General features: G+C 48.5%; 15 protein-coding genes. 11 read left to right on the forward strand and 4 right to left on the reverse strand.

The annotated features are described in order from the left end of the window. Positions 1 to 56: 56 nt before the first annotated feature. The gene (locus R4537_RS08490) at positions 57 to 1,412 is read left to right on the forward strand and encodes a sodium-dependent transporter (protein ID WP_071179172.1); all 1,356 of its coding nucleotides are present in this window, start codon (positions 57 to 59) and stop codon (positions 1,410 to 1,412) included. Positions 1,413 to 1,480: 68 nt separating this feature from the next. Here the strand turns inward: R4537_RS08490 and R4537_RS08495 are convergent, their stop codons facing one another. The 4 genes from R4537_RS08495 to R4537_RS08510 form a co-directional block, all read right to left on the reverse strand. Then, positions 1,481 to 2,569: a succinylglutamate desuccinylase/aspartoacylase family protein gene (locus tag R4537_RS08495; RefSeq protein ID WP_071179171.1), complete on the reverse strand. Its 1,089-nt coding sequence runs from the start codon at positions 2,567 to 2,569 to the stop codon at positions 1,481 to 1,483. Further along, positions 2,529 to 3,434, reverse strand: a complete 906-nt coding sequence (gene rimK / locus R4537_RS08500; protein ID WP_000689982.1) for a 30S ribosomal protein S6--L-glutamate ligase — start codon at positions 3,432 to 3,434, stop codon at positions 2,529 to 2,531. The genes R4537_RS08495 and rimK overlap by 41 nt, the downstream gene beginning before the upstream one ends. Further along, positions 3,431 to 3,874, reverse strand: a complete 444-nt coding sequence (locus R4537_RS08505; protein WP_000660269.1) for an ATP-dependent zinc protease family protein — start codon at positions 3,872 to 3,874, stop codon at positions 3,431 to 3,433. The genes rimK and R4537_RS08505 overlap by 4 nt, the downstream gene beginning before the upstream one ends. A gap of 233 nt (positions 3,875 to 4,107) precedes the next feature. Continuing rightward, positions 4,108 to 5,580, reverse strand: coding sequence for an aminoacyl-histidine dipeptidase (locus R4537_RS08510; RefSeq protein ID WP_071179170.1), 1,473 nt, complete (start codon positions 5,578 to 5,580; stop codon positions 4,108 to 4,110). Positions 5,581 to 6,457: 877 nt separating this feature from the next. Here R4537_RS08510 and R4537_RS08515 point away from each other — a divergent pair. The 10 genes from R4537_RS08515 (at position 6,458) to ribBA (ending at position 16,122) form a co-directional block, all read left to right on the forward strand. Next, complete coding sequence (locus R4537_RS08515) at positions 6,458 to 7,750, forward strand: NCS2 family permease (RefSeq protein ID WP_000890419.1); 1,293 nt, start codon at positions 6,458 to 6,460, stop codon at positions 7,748 to 7,750. Between the two features lie 37 nt (positions 7,751 to 7,787). Then, positions 7,788 to 8,252, forward strand: a complete 465-nt coding sequence (gpt, locus tag R4537_RS08520) for a xanthine phosphoribosyltransferase (protein ID WP_000037415.1) — start codon at positions 7,788 to 7,790, stop codon at positions 8,250 to 8,252. A 96-nt stretch (positions 8,253 to 8,348) separates the two neighbouring features. Further along, the gene (gene frsA, locus R4537_RS08525; protein WP_071179169.1) at positions 8,349 to 9,596 is read left to right on the forward strand and encodes an esterase FrsA; all 1,248 of its coding nucleotides are present in this window, start codon (positions 8,349 to 8,351) and stop codon (positions 9,594 to 9,596) included. 134 nt (positions 9,597 to 9,730) lie between these two features. Further along, positions 9,731 to 10,120 carry a sigma factor-binding protein Crl gene (crl, locus tag R4537_RS08530; protein WP_069648270.1) on the forward strand — a complete coding sequence of 130 codons (390 nt, stop codon included), beginning with the start codon at positions 9,731 to 9,733 and terminating at the stop codon, positions 10,118 to 10,120. Between the two features lie 120 nt (positions 10,121 to 10,240). Next, complete coding sequence (proB, locus tag R4537_RS08535) at positions 10,241 to 11,374, forward strand: glutamate 5-kinase (RefSeq protein ID WP_032470797.1); 1,134 nt, start codon at positions 10,241 to 10,243, stop codon at positions 11,372 to 11,374. Between the two features lie 11 nt (positions 11,375 to 11,385). Next, positions 11,386 to 12,636 carry a glutamate-5-semialdehyde dehydrogenase gene (locus R4537_RS08540; RefSeq protein ID WP_071179168.1) on the forward strand — a complete coding sequence of 417 codons (1,251 nt, stop codon included), beginning with the start codon at positions 11,386 to 11,388 and terminating at the stop codon, positions 12,634 to 12,636. A gap of 99 nt (positions 12,637 to 12,735) precedes the next feature. Continuing rightward, positions 12,736 to 13,185: a transcriptional regulator NrdR gene (nrdR, locus tag R4537_RS08545; RefSeq protein WP_000543544.1), complete on the forward strand. Its 450-nt coding sequence runs from the start codon at positions 12,736 to 12,738 to the stop codon at positions 13,183 to 13,185. A 25-nt stretch (positions 13,186 to 13,210) separates the two neighbouring features. Next, on the forward strand, positions 13,211 to 14,314 hold the full coding sequence (gene ribD, locus R4537_RS08550) for a bifunctional diaminohydroxyphosphoribosylaminopyrimidine deaminase/5-amino-6-(5-phosphoribosylamino)uracil reductase RibD (RefSeq protein WP_071179167.1): 1,104 nt from the start codon (positions 13,211 to 13,213) through the stop codon (positions 14,312 to 14,314). A gap of 4 nt (positions 14,315 to 14,318) precedes the next feature. Beyond that, positions 14,319 to 14,972: a riboflavin synthase gene (locus tag R4537_RS08555; protein WP_071179166.1), complete on the forward strand. Its 654-nt coding sequence runs from the start codon at positions 14,319 to 14,321 to the stop codon at positions 14,970 to 14,972. A gap of 40 nt (positions 14,973 to 15,012) precedes the next feature. After that, positions 15,013 to 16,122 (forward strand): bifunctional 3,4-dihydroxy-2-butanone-4-phosphate synthase/GTP cyclohydrolase II, encoded by a 1,110-nt coding sequence (gene ribBA, locus R4537_RS08560; protein ID WP_001122865.1) that lies wholly within the window; start codon positions 15,013 to 15,015, stop codon positions 16,120 to 16,122. Positions 16,123 to 16,202 lie beyond the last annotated feature (80 nt).

Raw genomic sequence — 16,202 nt, forward strand, 5'->3', positions numbered from 1 at the left:
TCCGCTTTGTATTAATGTACTAGTCAACTAGTGTGTTGGTATCGTGAGTCGTTGTAATGGCACAATCAAATTCTCGTGAGACATTTAGCTCTCGTCTCGGTTTTATTCTTGCGGCTGCTGGAGCCGCGGTCGGTTTAGGTAATATCTGGGGGTTTCCTACCCAAGCGGCCAGCAATGGTGGCGGCGCATTTTTATTGGTTTATCTGATTTTGATTTTTGTGGTCGCATTCCCTATGTTGGTGGTGGAAATGGCGATTGGCCGCTATGGCCAAGCTAACCCTGTCGATAGTATGCGTTCACTTACCTCTCAATCTGCTGCGAAAAAAATCGGTGGATTCGTTGGCTGGGTCGGCCTTAGTGTACCCAGTGCCGTCTTGGCCTTTTACAGCATTGTGGGGGGCTGGATTATCTGTTTCTTACTGGGGGCGATGACTGATCTGTTTGGTCTCACCGCAGCAAGTGCGTGGCTGAAAGGATTCAGTGTCGAGCGTAATCTTTTTGGTACGCTGATTTTTTATGTGTTAACTATCTTGATTGTACAGGGCGGCGTTAAGCAGGGGATTGAGCGCTGGTCGACCCGACTCATGCCTGCTCTATTTGTACTGTTTGCCGTGCTGTTTATCTACATCATGACTCAGCAAGGAGCTTGGGAAGGATTGAAGCATTATCTGATCCCTGATTTTGAAAAAGTGTGGGATCGTAAGTTGATCTTGGCCGCAATGGGACAGGGATTCTTCTCATTAACCATTGGGGGTTGTTCGATGCTGATTTACGGCTCTTATCTGAGTAAGAAAGAAAACTTGCCGAAAATGGCGATGAACGTGACCTTGGTGGATACGGCGGTGGCTTTCATTGCGGGTTTGGTGGTGTTGCCCGCGATGTTTGTGGCAATGAATAAAGGCGTGCAGATTTATGCGCAAGATGGCTCTTTGCTGAGCTCTGATACCTTAGTCTTTACCGTATTACCTTTGATGTTTGATAGCTTGGGCTTACTGGGACAGATTTTCGCCATGGTGTTTTTCCTTCTGCTCACCATCGCTGCGCTCACTTCTTCTATCTCTATGCTTGAATGTCCAGTTGCACTGGTGGGTGAGCGTTTCAATACTCGCCGTACGCCAACCAGCTGGGTGTTGGGCGGTTTGATTGCCCTGTTCAGTGTGGTGATTGTCTATAACTTTGGTGCCCTGTTTGGTTTGGTTGCCACTCTAGCGACGCAATATTTGCAGCCTACTGCCGCCTTAATGTTCTGCCTCTTTGGTGGTTGGGTATGGCAGCGTGATGCCAAAATGAAAGAGCTGCAAGCCGGATTTCCGGAACTGCAACAAAGCTTATTTGGAAAAATCTGGCCTTGGTATGTGAAATTTGTCTGCCCGGTTTTAGTGGCGACAGTGATTTGGGCTTCATTTGGCTAAATAAAGCACGGCTAGCGTAAGAAAAAGCCCTCATGATGAGGGCTTTTTCTATTGAGCAGAGGCGGTATTTAGAGAGTGACAAGATGTCCTGTGGTTAAGGGCTCCAAATCGGCTTCCGTTAATTCTTCGATAAACTCTTCGACCACTTGTTCGATAAGGTCATCAGCTTTATGAAAATAGGCGAGATGGAACACCGCATCCCCCTCATTGACTAAGGGAAGCGTTTGTTGCCCAATCACGATGCCGCTCTTGTTGGCTCGTATCTCCACTTCTAGCTTGCCAAGTGGGGAGTTGATGTAAGCTAACACTTGGCCTTTTTCGACCTTATCTCCTAAAGACACCAATGTACGTAAAATACCGTCGGCTTCGGCACGTAGCCAACTGGTTGATTTTGCAATGATCGAGTTAGGTATCTTTTTACGGCTAGGACGCAGCATGCCGATGGTCTGCATCACTCGCTTGATACCGATGATCCCAGCATTGATCGCAATCGGATCAAAACGCAGAGCTTCCCCCGCTTCATAAGTTAAGACGGGGATCTGCTGCTTTTCCGCTTCACTACGCAGTGAGCCATCGCGTAAAGGTGAATCAATGATCACTGGAGTAGCAAAGGCTTGAGCAATGCGCAGGGTTTCGCTGTTGCTCAGATCGGCACGAATTTGCGGTAGGTTGGTTCGGTGAATCGCTCCGGTATGCAGATCGAGGATGTAATCACAACGCTCGGCGACTTTGGAAAAAAAGGTGTACGCCATACGTGAGGCTAGAGAGCCTTTTTCACTGCCGGGAAAGCAGCGATTTAAATCACGACGATCGGGTAAGTAGCGTGATTTGTGAATAAAACCGAAAACATTGACGATCGGCACCGCAATCACTGTGCCTTTGAGTTTTTTTTCATCAAGTGTATTGAGCAGTTGGCGGATGATTTCTACGCCATTGAGTTCATCACCATGAATGGCGGCATTGATCATCAAAACGGGGCCGGGAGATGCGCCATGGAGAACTTCGATAGGGATAGAAAGAGGGGAGTCGGTATACAGTTTGGCGGCTTCGAGTTCGATAACTCGCCGAGAAGAGGGGGGAATGGTTTCCCCCAAAAATGAAAAGTCGCCGTACTTTTTAGCCTTTGCCACGAGTTTTAGTCCTTTTACTGGCTGCATTTTTCTCTATGAATTCGACGATCATACCCGCAATGTCTTTCCCCGTCGCGGCTTCAATACCTTCTAAACCCGGTGAGGAGTTGACTTCCATCACCAGTGGGCCGCGGGCAGAACGCAGCAGATCTACACCCGCTACATTCAATCCCATAATTTTGGCCGCTTCAATCGCCGTTTTACGCTCTTGAGGGGTGATTTTGACCAATGATGCCGTACCACCACGATGCAGGTTCGAGCGAAACTCACCATCTGCGCCTTGGCGCTTCATCGCTGCAATCACTTTATCACCAATCACAAAGCAGCGAATATCCGCACCGCCTGCTTCTTTGATGTACTCTTGCACCATGATGTTGGCTTTGAGTCCCATAAAGGCTTCAATAACGCTTTCCGCCGCAGTACGGGTTTCTGCCAATACCACGCCGATGCCTTGTGTGCCTTCTAGTAGTTTAATCACTACTGGCGCGCCGCCGACCATATCGAGCAAGTCTTTGACATCATCAGGCTTACTCGCAAAACCCGTGATGGGCATACCAATGCCGCGACGAGAGAGCAATTGCATGGAGCGCAGCTTGTCACGAGAGCGAGTAATCGCAACGGATTCATTGGCTGGGTAAACGCCCATCATTTCAAACTGGCGCAGTACAGCAGTACCGTAGAAAGTGACAGAAGCACCGATACGAGGAATCACAGCATCAAAACCAGCTAGCTCTTCGCCTTTGTAATGAATCTCCGGTTTGTCAGAGTTGATATTCATGTAGCAGCGCAAGGCATCAATCACTCGAACTTCATGGCCACGCTGTTTGCACGCTTCTATCAAACGCTTGGTCGAATACAGCGAAGCGTTACGCGATAGAATACCAATTTTCATTTACTCGGCTCCTCGAAAGGGATTAAAAACGATTTTGTAGGATCGACCATGATTCGATGGTGCATGGCGGTACGTCCTAACAACATACGAAAAGCCATATTTTCTCGATTGGTCAAGGTGATCTCAATTGGCCAAATTTGGCCACCAAAGCTAAGTTCCGATCGAATGACGTAGCGCTTTTCTTCGTGGCCACCGGAATCGCGAACCACACGTTCGTCAATCACTTCGGCTTCACACACATTCACTAGCTGATCATTCTTTTGCATCGGATGGATCCAAAAACGAACCCATTGAGCTCCTTCCTTAGTGAAGCTCTCCACTTTGAACGCGTGCAAGCAAGACGTTCGGGCTCCGGTATCGATTTTCGCTTTAATGCGTTCAATACCTAACCCTGGAAGGCTGAGTTCCTCACGCCATCCGACAATCATTTTTTCTTTCATCGCAATTTCATTAGTTTGAGAATTTCAGATACCGCTAAGGACAAGCAGCACCCTCGAAACAACTCGCATTTGGCCAGTTGTCGCTTGAAGAGAGTTTGGTGAATAACTCTGGGAACTTCAAGGGGGCGAACTCTAGCAGCCAACCTCAAACTCAAGCTAATGAATTAAATTTGCCTTTTCGACAAAAAAAATTGATATAAAAAAGCCGAGTTATGCACTCGGCTTCTTAGCGGTTAGGCTTTCACTGGGATATTGGCGAGTAGCGCCACCATCTGTTGCCAGAACAGATCAACCGTGTCTATCTTCACTTTTTCATCCGGTGAATGTGGGAACTTGATGGTTGGACCGAAAGAGACCATATCCATGTTTGGATAGGGTTTTTTGAACAGCCCACACTCAAGACCCGCGTGGATCACCATGATGTTCGGTTTGTGGCCATAAATGCCTTCATACATATCACGGAAAATATGCATGATTTCAGAATTAGCATCGGGTTTCCAGCCAGGATAAGCACCAGAAAGTTCCAGTTCTGCCCCCGCAAGTTGTGCCAGCGATTGCAACATGCCCTCGACTTGGTGGCGGCCAGAATCCATCAGGGAGCGAATCAAGCACAGCACTTTGATTTTGTTGGCTTCTGTGGTGATCACTCCCACGTTGAGCGAGGTTTCTACAACACCTGCAATATCATCACTCATGCGGATCACACCGTTTGGACACGTGTTCAGAGCGGCAACAAAACGTTGTTGAGTGTGCGCGGTCAGCACTTCACTTTGCAGTTCTTTGGCTTCAAGGAAAGTCACCAAGTGAGTTTCAACTTTACCCAGCTCGGCTTTGAGTAGTTCAGTGTAGCGGTGGAATAGGGTTTCTAATTCGGCTACGTGCTGTTCTGGCAAGGCGACGGTGACAAAAGCTTCACGCGGGATCGCATTACGCAGACTACCGCCACGGAATTCGACTAAGCGCAGATCTAATTCTTTCGCATGGCCTGCAAGAAAGCGCGCCATCAGCTTGTTAGCGTTACCACGGCCAGTGTGAATATCACAACCCGAGTGACCGCCTTTCAAACCCTTTAAGATCAGTTGGCGACCAACATAACCAGCAGGGATCGCTTCACGCTCAATGGAGAAAGTGAACTCGGCGTTCACGCCTCCCGCGCAGCCCATATAGACTTCACCCTCTTGCTCAGAGTCGGTATTGAGCAGAATGTCGCCCTCCAGCCAACCTTCTTTGAGGCCAAAAGCGCCGGTCATGCCCGCTTCTTCATCAATAGTCAGTAGAACTTCAATTGGACCATGTTGGATCTCTTTAGAGGCCAGTACTGCTAGGCAAGAAGCCATGCCGATACCATTATCCGCGCCAAGCGTAGTGCCTTTAGCAGTAACCCATTCACCATCAATATAAGGCTGGATCGGATCTTTGGTGAAATCATGCACTGTGTCTTCATTTTTTTGCGGCACCATATCAATGTGCGCTTGAAGTACCACACCTTTACGATTTTCCATGCCCGGTGTCGCTGGCTTTTTAATAAAGACGTTACCGGTCTCATCACGACGAACGGCCAATCCTTGTTCTTTAGCCCAGTTGATAATGTATTGAGCTAATGCCTCTTCATGTTTTGAAGGGTGCGGGATGGAACAGATAGTGGCGAAAAATGGCCAAATTGGATTTGACGATAACTTACTGATTTCGGTTTGGAACTCAGACACAGATGACTCCTTACTGTAATTTTTCCCGTGTATCCTCTCTCCAGAGCTGGGTCGTGGCAGAGAATTTGCCTGTAACAGGTAGGTACTTTCGTTGCACAGCATATCACTGTGCAGGGGCAGGGTGTAGGTCAAAAGTGGCAGGAAAACGGGTTTTGATCATCGGCTCGCGTCAGGAATAATAAGAAGACGTAACGTGACTGAGGTAGGCAAATGCATCTTCATGCACTTTAACTGTAATTTTTCTTAATAAAGTTGTAATTAAATTACTAAAAAATGCTGACCAAGATCAATTTAAATGATTTTTGTGATTTTAATCACCTTAAGTGTTGTAATTTAATTTCTTGGTGGTATATTTGTGTACAGCTTCGCTAGCGAAGAGAAAACGCTCAAAGGATGAGTCCGATTTATCGCCTCCATGGAACCGAGAAATCAAGTAAACAGTTTTGATTTTAATGGTGATAGTTATGAATAAAGGTTTATCGTCTGCAATGTTCTGGAACCAACACTCTGTGTACACCGGTAACTTTGCATACCCTCGTAGCTTCGGCTACTGATACGCAACTTTTGCGTCTCGAACAAGTTTTGTTCACCCCTAAATTGGAATTTATTGACGACCAAATTTGGTTGATATGATTCACCGCCATCTCGCTTGAGGTGGCGTTTTTTTATCCTCAAAAAATCTTCCCTATTCGAACTTGATCGCAACATTCTGTTGGCATTGAGCAATTGACTTATCCTCTGATCGACAGATTCCCTTTTTGGTTAGAAAACCCGCGTACAGTCAGAATTGTGTCTGGAATTTGTTTTTTGATAACTCTATAATCGCCGCCAATCGTTTACGCAACCGTTTACTTTTTTACCACTAAAGGATTCGAACATGCTGGAAAAGCTTTTTAAACTCAGTGAATACGGCACTAACGTGCGCACTGAGATCCTCGCTGGGGTCACGACTTTCCTGACCATGGCTTACATTATTTTTGTTAACCCAGCCATTTTATCGGATGCGGGAATGGATCGCGGTGCGGTTTTCGTGGCGACCTGTTTGGCGGCCGCGATTGGCTGTTTCATTATGGGTTTTATTGCCAATTATCCTATCGCTCAAGCACCAGGTATGGGGCTTAATGCCTTCTTCACTTATGGTGTGGTTCTGGGTATGGGACACACTTGGCAAGTCGCACTGGCTGCGGTGTTCTGCTCGGGCGTGCTGTTTATTTTGCTCAGCTTGTTCAAAATCCGTGAGTGGATCATCAACTCGATTCCTCACTCTTTACGTACCGGCATTTCAGCGGGTATCGGTTTGTTCTTAGCTTTCATCGCATTAAAAAATGCGGGCATTGTGGTCGATAATCCGGCAACACTGGTTTCTTTAGGCGCAATCACCTCGCTGAATGCGGTGTTGGCAGCAGTGGGTTTCTTCCTGACGATTGGTTTAGTCTATCGCGGCGTCAAAGGCGCGGTGATGATTGCTATTTTAGCGGTGACAGCTCTCGGTCTCGTATTTGGTGATGTGCAATGGGGCGGCATTATGTCTACGCCACCGAGTATCGCGCCGACCTTCATGCAACTCGATTTCTCTGCTGTCTTTGAGATCGGCATGATATCTGTGGTGTTTGCGTTCTTGTTTGTTGACCTATTTGACACTGCGGGGACTTTGGTTGGTGTTGCAACCAAAGCGGGACTGATCGAAAAAGATGGCAAAATTCCACGCCTGAATCGTGCCCTGTTGGCGGATTCGACAGCAACGTCTGTCGGCGCTCTGCTCGGTACTTCAAACACCACTTCTTATATTGAAAGTGTCTCCGGTGTTGCTGTTGGTGGCCGTACCGGTTTAACTGCTGTGGTGGTTGGCATTTTGTTCCTTCTTGCATTATTCTTCTCGCCACTAGCGGGTATGATCCCAGCTTATGCGACGGCCGGTGCACTTTTCTATGTTGCTATTCTGATGATGTCGGGGTTAGTGAGCATTGATTGGCGTGATCTGACTGAAGCGGCACCCACTGTTGTTACCTGTTTGATGATGCCTCTGACATTCTCGATTGCCGAAGGTATCTCACTCGGTTTTATTGCTTATGCCGCAATCAAACTTTTCAGTGGTAAAGGACGCAGCGTCTCTCTCAGTGTATGGGTTATGGCGGCCATTTTTGTCATCAAATACATTTTGGCGGCGTAAGAGAAGACATTATAAAAATTCAATTTAGGTTTATCACATGAGCAAAAAATTCGTTATCACCTGGGACAATATGCAGCATTACTGCCGTGAACTTGCACAGCGTCAAATGCCTGCAGAACAATGGAAAGGTATCTTGGGTGTCAGCCGTGGTGGCTTAGTTCCTGCTGCTATTCTCGCTCGTGAGTTGGGCATTCGCTATGTGGATACGGTGTGTATCTCTAGCTATGACCATGATCACCAGCGTGATATGACTGTTCTTAAAGCACCAGAGCATGACGGAGAAGGTTTCCTGATCATTGATGATCTGGTCGATAGCGGCGATACCGCACGTAAAATCCGTGAAATGTATCCGAAAGCGAAATTTGTGACTGTCTGTGCTAAACCTGCGGGGAAAGACTTGGTTGACGAGTACGTGGTTGATATTCCACAAGACACTTGGATCGAGCAACCATGGGACATGGTACTGTCTTATGTTGAGCCAGTTAATCGCAAGCAAAAATAGTCTTTTTGCCGAGAATTTGAAAATGACCCTTTCAAGGGTCATTTTTTTTTACTACTGTTAGCCCAACTTAGCGCAACGCCAGTAAAGAGACTTGTCATGTCAGAAGCGAGCAGCAAAAACCTGTCTGAGACCCTGTTTCAAAATCACAAACAAGCTAAAGAGACATCTTCGCTTACCCAATATATGCCAAGCAGTTTAGAGCTGTTAGACACTCGCCGAGAACAATCATCCCAAGCTTGGTACCGTAATTTGCGCCGTTTACAGTGGATTTGGCAGGGCGTTGATCCGGTTGAGCAGGAAGAGATCCTCGCGCGGATTGCCTCTTCTAAGCATTCGCGCACTCACGATGAGTGGCTTGATACTGTGATGGGATATCGCAGTGGTAACTGGACCTACGAATGGACGCGCGTTGGCATGTTACATCAAAAGCAAGCGGCGGAGCGTCAAGGAGAAGAGGCGGCCGATCAAATGTTTGCGGCGGCACTGTATTTTAGCATTGCAGGTTATCCTCATCTTCGAAATGATAACTTGGCTTTACAAGCCCAAGTGCTTGCAAACAGTGCCTATCAAGAAGCGGCAAAACTGACGGGATTTGTGGTTAAACGTTTAGAGTTTTCCTATCAAAACAAAAAAATTGCTGGTTATTTGCACCTACGTAATACCGATTCTCCAAAGCCTGTGGTGCTGGTCAGTGCGGGGTTAGATAGCTTACAAACCGATATGTGGCGTCTATTTCGTGACTATTTAGCCAAGCGAGATATCGCCATGCTGACCATTGATATGCCGTCACTGGGCGCAAGTTCTCACTGGCCATTGACCGAAGATTCCTCCTGCTTGCATCAAGCGGTACTGAACCAGCTGGCAGATCTGCCTTGGGTGGATCATTTCCGTATCGGGCTGATTGGTTTTCGTTTTGGTGGGAATGCGATGGCGCGGCTGGCTTTTCTTGAGTCGGATAAGGTGAAAGCCTGTGTTTCACTCGGCGCGCCAATCCACGATATTTTCACCTCTCCCAAGAAGTTGGCTGCCATGTCCAAAATGTATCTCGATGTACTGGCGTCACGTTTAGGCAAAAACGTCGTTGATGTGCGCAGCCTATCCGGACAATTGATGGCATGGTCGCTAAAAGTGCAGGGTTTTATGTCCGGACGCAGAACTAAAACGCCGATTTTAGCACTGGGATTGGAAGGGGATCCGGTATCGCCTTATTCAGACAACCAACTCGTGGCACTCTTTAGCCACGGTGGGCAAGCTAAGAAAGTAAAAAGTAAAACCATTTCACAGGGATATGAGCAATCCCTCGATTTGGCAATAAACTGGCTAGAAGATGAACTTTGCAAGTGACATTTTCATAAAAGTCATCAAAAGTAAGCAGTAAGTGGCGAATGTTTGTTCGTCCAATTATTAAATCTCCCCGCCGATAGCTGTCGGTTGAGGGAGATAAAATGGCTCTTAATTGCTGCTTATGGAGATGAACTATGTCAGAGATGACCAAAACCCCTACCCACTACCGCCTGCTCTCGACCTTGAAAGCGATAGGGCCTTATTTACGCGAAGGGCAGTGTAGTGAGCGATTCTACTTATTTGATTGTCTCGCCTCATGTGTGAACGATAAAAAATCCCCTGAAAAACGCGAGTTTTGGGGCTGGTGGATGGAGTTGACGCAAAATGAGCAAGAAATGTCAGCTTGCTACCATATCGGTCGCTATACGCTTGCGGGAGATTGGGTTGCGGAAGCGATACCAGAATCTGCCCATGCGGAGGTTAATCATACTCAAGCGGAATTTCACAAAAAGTTAGTCAAAACGTTACGTGAACGTTTCGAAATCTCTGTCACGGTCTCAACCGAGTCCGCGCCATTTACCTAATTAACCCTGTTCAATCAATAACCCGAAGAAAAAGGTGCTTTTGCACCTTTTTCTGCTTGTGCATTGCAGTGTGGATTGCTAAAACATCGTCTCTTAAAGTTTTTCTCAACAGAAGCAATCATGACCACAAATCAACGAAGCATCAAAGCTCCACAAACGGTTGTTGTGAAGCTGGGAACCAGTGTTCTGACCGGCGGTACTCTTGCGCTGGATCGTGCTCATATGGTTGAGCTCGCTCGCCAGTGTGCTGAACTCAAAAAGCAAGGTCACTCAGTAGTGATCGTGACCTCGGGCGCCATTGCGGCAGGCCGTGAGCATTTAGGTTACCCTGCGCTGCCCAACGCGATTTCCAGCAAGCAACTGCTGGCAGCGGTTGGGCAAAGTCGTTTGATTCAGGTGTGGGAATCGTTATTTGCGATTTATGGCATCAAAATTGGTCAGATGCTGCTCACCCGTGCTGATCTTGATGACCGTGAGCGTTTCCTTAATGCGCGTGACACCATCAATGCGTTAGTTGAAAACGGCATTGTGCCTGTGGTCAACGAAAACGATGCGGTAGCGACCAATGAAATCAAAGTCGGTGACAACGATAACTTATCAGCGCTGGTCGGTATTCTGTGTGGCGCAGATAAGCTGCTGCTGTTGACCGATCAAAAAGGCTTGTTCACCGCCGACCCACGTAAAGATCCCAATGCCCAACTGATCAAAGAAGTGACCACCATTGATGACACACTGCGCAAAATTGCTGGTGGCAGTGGCACTACACTTGGTACGGGCGGCATGGCCACCAAGCTGCAAGCGGCGGACATTGCTCGTCGTGCTGGCATTGAAGTTATCATTGCGGCAGGTCGTGCGCCCAATGTGATTTTTGACTCCTTAAGTCATGAGCCACAAGGCACGCGCTTCTTAGCTTTGGAAGAAGCGTTAGAAAACCGCAAACGCTGGATTTTGGCAGGTCCAGCGGCATCGGGTGATATCGTGATTGACGATGGCGCAGTGAAAGCGGTGCAAACCAAGGGCAGCAGCTTGCTCGCCAAAGGTGTGGTGCGAGTGCAAGGTCAATTTGCCCGTGGTGAAGTGGTGCGAGTATTGGATAAGCAAAGTCATCTGATTGCGCGCGGCATCGCGGCCTACTCCAATGACGAGTTGGCGCAAATTGCTGGTAAGCACAGTAAAGAGATCATCGATATTTTAGGCTACGATCACGGCTCAGAAGTGATCCACCGCGACGACATGGTCGTGATTCAAGAATAAAGGAGAGAATGATGGATTTAACCGTACTCGGTAAAGCGGCCAAAGCGGCCTCTTTCCAACTGGCTACCGCCAGTACCGCGCAAAAAAATCAGGCTCTCGCCATTATGGCCGATCAGTTGGAAGCGCAAAGCGCGAGCATTCTTGCTGCAAACGCAAAAGATATTGCGCTGGGGCGCGAAGCGGGTTTGTCTGATGCCATGCTGGATCGTTTGCTGCTCAATGAGTCTCGCTTGCAAGCGATCGCCAACGATGTGCGTAACGTGATCAAATTGAACGATCCCGTCGGCAGCGAAATTGATAGCCGAGTGTTGGAAAACGGCATGTCATTGGCACGCCGTCGCGTACCCCTTGGTGTGGTCGGCGTTATTTATGAAGCTCGCCCTAATGTCACCATTGATATTGCGGCGCTGTGTTTAAAAACCGGTAACGCCGCGATTTTGCGCGGCGGCAAAGAGACGTTTTTCTCTAACATGGAACTGGTCAAAGTGATCCAGTCGGCGTTGGATAAAGCCGGTCTGCCAGCGGCTTCCGTGCAGTACATTGAAAAGCCGGATCGTGAACTGGTGACGCAACTCCTGAAAATGGATGATTATGTCGACATGATCATCCCACGTGGCGGTGCGGGCCTGCACAAAATGTGCAAAGAAAACAGCACTGTGCCTGTGATCATTGGCGGCTTTGGCATTAGCCATATTTTCGTGGATGAAAGTGCTGATCTGGATAAATCGGTTGCCGTGATTGAAAACGCTAAAGTGCAGCGCCCATCGGCGTGTAATGCGCTAGATACCTTGTTAGTCCATCAAGCGATTGCCAAACCGTTACTAGACAAACTCATCGCAAAACTGAATGGCAAAGTGGCGTTTGTGGCGGAGCCCAAAGCTAAAGCCTTGATGCATGCCGCGGCTGAGCTGCGTGATGCGCAAGTGGGCGATTTTGATACCGAATGGCTCAGCTACACCTTAGGGGTGAAAGTGGTACAGGATGTACAAGAAGCCATTGAGCATATGCGCGAGCACAATGCGAGCCACTCTGATGCAATCATGACCAACGATCTCTATAACGCTGAGCTGTTTGTGAATACGGCAGGTTCGGCGGCGGTGTATGTTAACGCTTCTACGCGTTTTACTGACGGTGCACAGTTTGGTTTAGGCGCAGAAGTGGCGGTCTCAACACAAAAACTGCACGCGCGTGGTCCGATGGGGCTAGAAGAGCTCACCAGCTACAAGTGGGTGGGCAAAGCCAATTACCTGTCACGCAGCTAAAATTCAAGCAAAGATGTGATGTAAAGGGGCTTCGCGCCCCTTTTTCTTTGGCTCTCAACAGCACATCGGCTACACTGGTTGCCTTGTTATGGAGGTAATATGCATTGTCCTTTCTGTTCTGAAAACGATACCAAAGTGATCGATTCACGTCTGGTGGCTGACGGACATCAAGTGCGCCGTCGTCGTCAGTGTCTGGCTTGTAATGAGCGCTTTACCACCTTTGAAACCGCGGAGTTAGTGATGCCGCGCGTGATCAAATCGAATGGTAATCGTGAGCCTTTTGATGAAGAGAAAATGATTGGTGGCTTGCAGCGCGCATTGGAAAAGCGCCCAGTGAGTGCCGATGCGATTGAACTGGCGATCAGCACCATCAAATCTAAGCTGCGTGCCACTGGCGAGCGTGAAGTTCCGAGTAAACTGATTGGTAACTTGGTGATGGAACAGCTGAAAGTGCTGGATAAAGTGGCCTATATTCGCTTTGCATCCGTATATCGTAGTTTTGAAGATGTCCGTGAATTTGGCGAGGAGATCGCCAAACTGCAGGACTAACCGATAGGATTAACTGAAAGCGATTATGCCTATGTTTACCTCTTTTGATCATCAAATGATGTCTCGCGCGATTGAACTTGCGTGGCGCGGGCGTTTTACCACTTCTCCTAATCCTAATGTCGGCTGCGTGATCACTCGCGGTGAGCAGATTATAGGGGAAGGTTTTCATTTTCGCGCGGGCGAACCCCATGCTGAAGTGCATGCGATGCGCCAAGCCGGTGAGCTTACTCGCGGTGCGACCGCTTATGTCACCTTAGAGCCTTGCTCTCATTATGGTCGCACGCCACCTTGTGCTGAAGGGCTTATTAAAGCCGGGGTTGCGAAAGTAATTTGTGCAATGCAAGACCCGAACCCACAAGTGGCGGGGAAGGGCGTTCAAATGTTGCGTGATGCCGGGATTGAGGTAGAAGTGGGGTTATTGGAAGCGGATGCTCGAGCACTCAACCGCGGTTTTCTCAAGCGTATGGAAACCGGCATGCCTTATGTGCAGCTTAAAATGGCGGCGAGTCTCGATGGACAAACTGCGCTCGCTAACGGTAAAAGCCAGTGGATTACCTCTCCTGCAGCACGTAAAGATGTTCAGCGGTTTCGCGCGCAAGCCAGTGCGATTCTCTCCACCAGTCAAACGGTGCTGGCGGATAATGCTTCTCTAGCGGTGCGTTGGCACGATTTACCGCCATCGGTACAGGCGCAATACGCAGAAGCGGATTTGCGTCAGCCACTGCGGGTGATTTTGGATCGTCAACATCAATTGCATCCAGAGTTAGCGTTATACCAAACACCTTCACCCGTGCTGCGAGTTGCCAGCGAGAATGCTGAACTCTGTATCTCTGCTGAGAATGGAAAGCTTGATTTGCGTGAGCTTTTGGCACAACTCGCTCAGCAACACAATGTGAATCAAGTGTGGGTAGAGGCGGGGAGCCAATTAGCGAAATCCTTGATTGAGCAAAAGTTGGTGGATGAAATCATTCTCTATTTAGCGCCGAAACTGATGGGCAGTGATGGCCGTGGTTTATTTGGCGCGCTCGGTTTGACGGAAATGGCTGAGGCCATTGAACTCAAAATAGAAGATTGTCGAATGGTGGGGGCAGATTTGCGGATCATCGCCACCCCAAAAACAAAAGATTAGCATTATGTTTACAGGTATTGTTGAAGCGGTTGGCAAGCTGACCGCTATTATCCCCAAAGGTAGCGACGTCACCATCAGTGTGGATGTGGGTAAGCTGGACATGGGCGATGTTAAACTCGGTGACAGTATTGCCACCAATGGCGTCTGTTTAACGGTTGTGGCCTTCGATCAGCGTAGTTTTAGCGCGGATCTGTCGATGGAAACCCTCAAAAAATCGGGCTTTGCACAGTATCAGGTTGGTGATCGCGTTAACCTTGAAAAAGCCATGCTGCCTACAACTCGTTTTGGTGGTCATATCGTCTCAGGACATGTGGATGGCGTAGGTCAAATCGTCGAGCGTATTCCAGTGGGGCGTGCGGTGGATTTGTGGGTCAATATGCCGGCAGAAATCAGCAAATACGTGGCTGAAAAAGGCTCGATTACCGTTGATGGCATCAGTTTAACGGTCAATGACCTGCGTAAAAACGCGTTTAAACTGACCATAGTGCCCCATACCAGCGCAGAAACCACTATCGATGAATTCCAAGTGGGACGCCGAGTCAATCTGGAAGTGGATGTATTGGCACGTTACATGGAGCGTTTACTGCAAGGTCAACAAGAGAGTGAACCTCAATCGCGTCTGACCATGGCATTTTTGCAACAAAACGGTTTTGCTTAATCTCTGCTCTCAGAGACTTCATAACAATAGGACTGACATCATGCCAATTAGCACCCCACAAGAGATCATTGAAGACATTCGTCAAGGCAAAATGGTCATCCTGATGGATGATGAAGATCGTGAAAATGAAGGCGATCTGATCATGGCGGCTGAGCACATTACGCCAGCAGCGATCAATTTTATGGCAACCCATGGTCGCGGCCTCATCTGCTTAACGCTCACGAAAGAGCGTTGTCGCCGTCTGGGTTTAAATCCCATGGTGCAAGATAATAATGCCCAGTACACCACCAATTTCACCGTTTCGATTGAAGCGGCCGAAGGCGTGACCACCGGTATTTCAGCGGCGGATCGCGCGCGCACAGTACAAGCGGCAGTGGCAAAAGAAGCGAAAGCGGCCGATTTGGTTCAGCCGGGGCATATTTTCCCGCTGGCAGCACAAGATGGTGGAGTATTAACTCGCGCTGGGCACACAGAAGCTGGGTGTGATTTGGCACGCTTGGCAGGTTTAGAGCCCGCGTCGGTGATTGTGGAAATTCTTAATGATGACGGCACCATGGCGCGTCGCCCAGATTTAGAAGTGTTCGCTGAAAAACACGGCTTAAAGTTGGGTACGATTGCAGACTTGATTGAGTACCGCAACCACACCGAAACCACCATTGAGCGTGTCGCGCAGTGTAAACTGCCAACCGAATATGGTGAGTTTGAGCTGGTGACTTACCGTGACATCATTGATAAGCAAATCCACTTTGCTCTGCGTAAAGGCGATATTACCAGCGCGCCAACTCTTGTGCGTGTGCATCTGCAAGATACTTTTACCGATCTGCTGCACAGCAACCGCGCGGCAGAGCGCAGTTGGCCACTTGCGACAGCAATGCAGCGTATAGGGCAAGAAGGCGGGGTGTTGGTGATCCTAGGTCATGAAGAATCGAGTGAGCTATTGCTGCACCGAGTGAAAATGTTTGAGCTGCAAGATAAAGGCGAAGCCCCTGCGATGGCCAAAAAACAAGGCACTTCACGCCGGGTCGGGGTTGGCTCGCAAATCCTTGCTGATCTTGGAGTGAAAGAGATGCGTCTGCTCTCTTCACCAAACAAAAAGTACCACGCATTGGGTGGTTTTGGTCTCAATGTCGTTGAGTATGTTTGCGAATAAATCACGGTAAATTGGCGGTTTGCCGCGTTTCTCCTTGATGGCAGTGCGCGGCTTTAGCCCAAATTTCTGTTAGATATTGC

Origin of the sequence: Vibrio paracholerae, from assembly GCF_037672085.1 — a bacterium.
In the GTDB taxonomy this organism is placed as follows: Bacteria; Pseudomonadota; Gammaproteobacteria; order Enterobacterales; family Vibrionaceae; genus Vibrio; species Vibrio cholerae.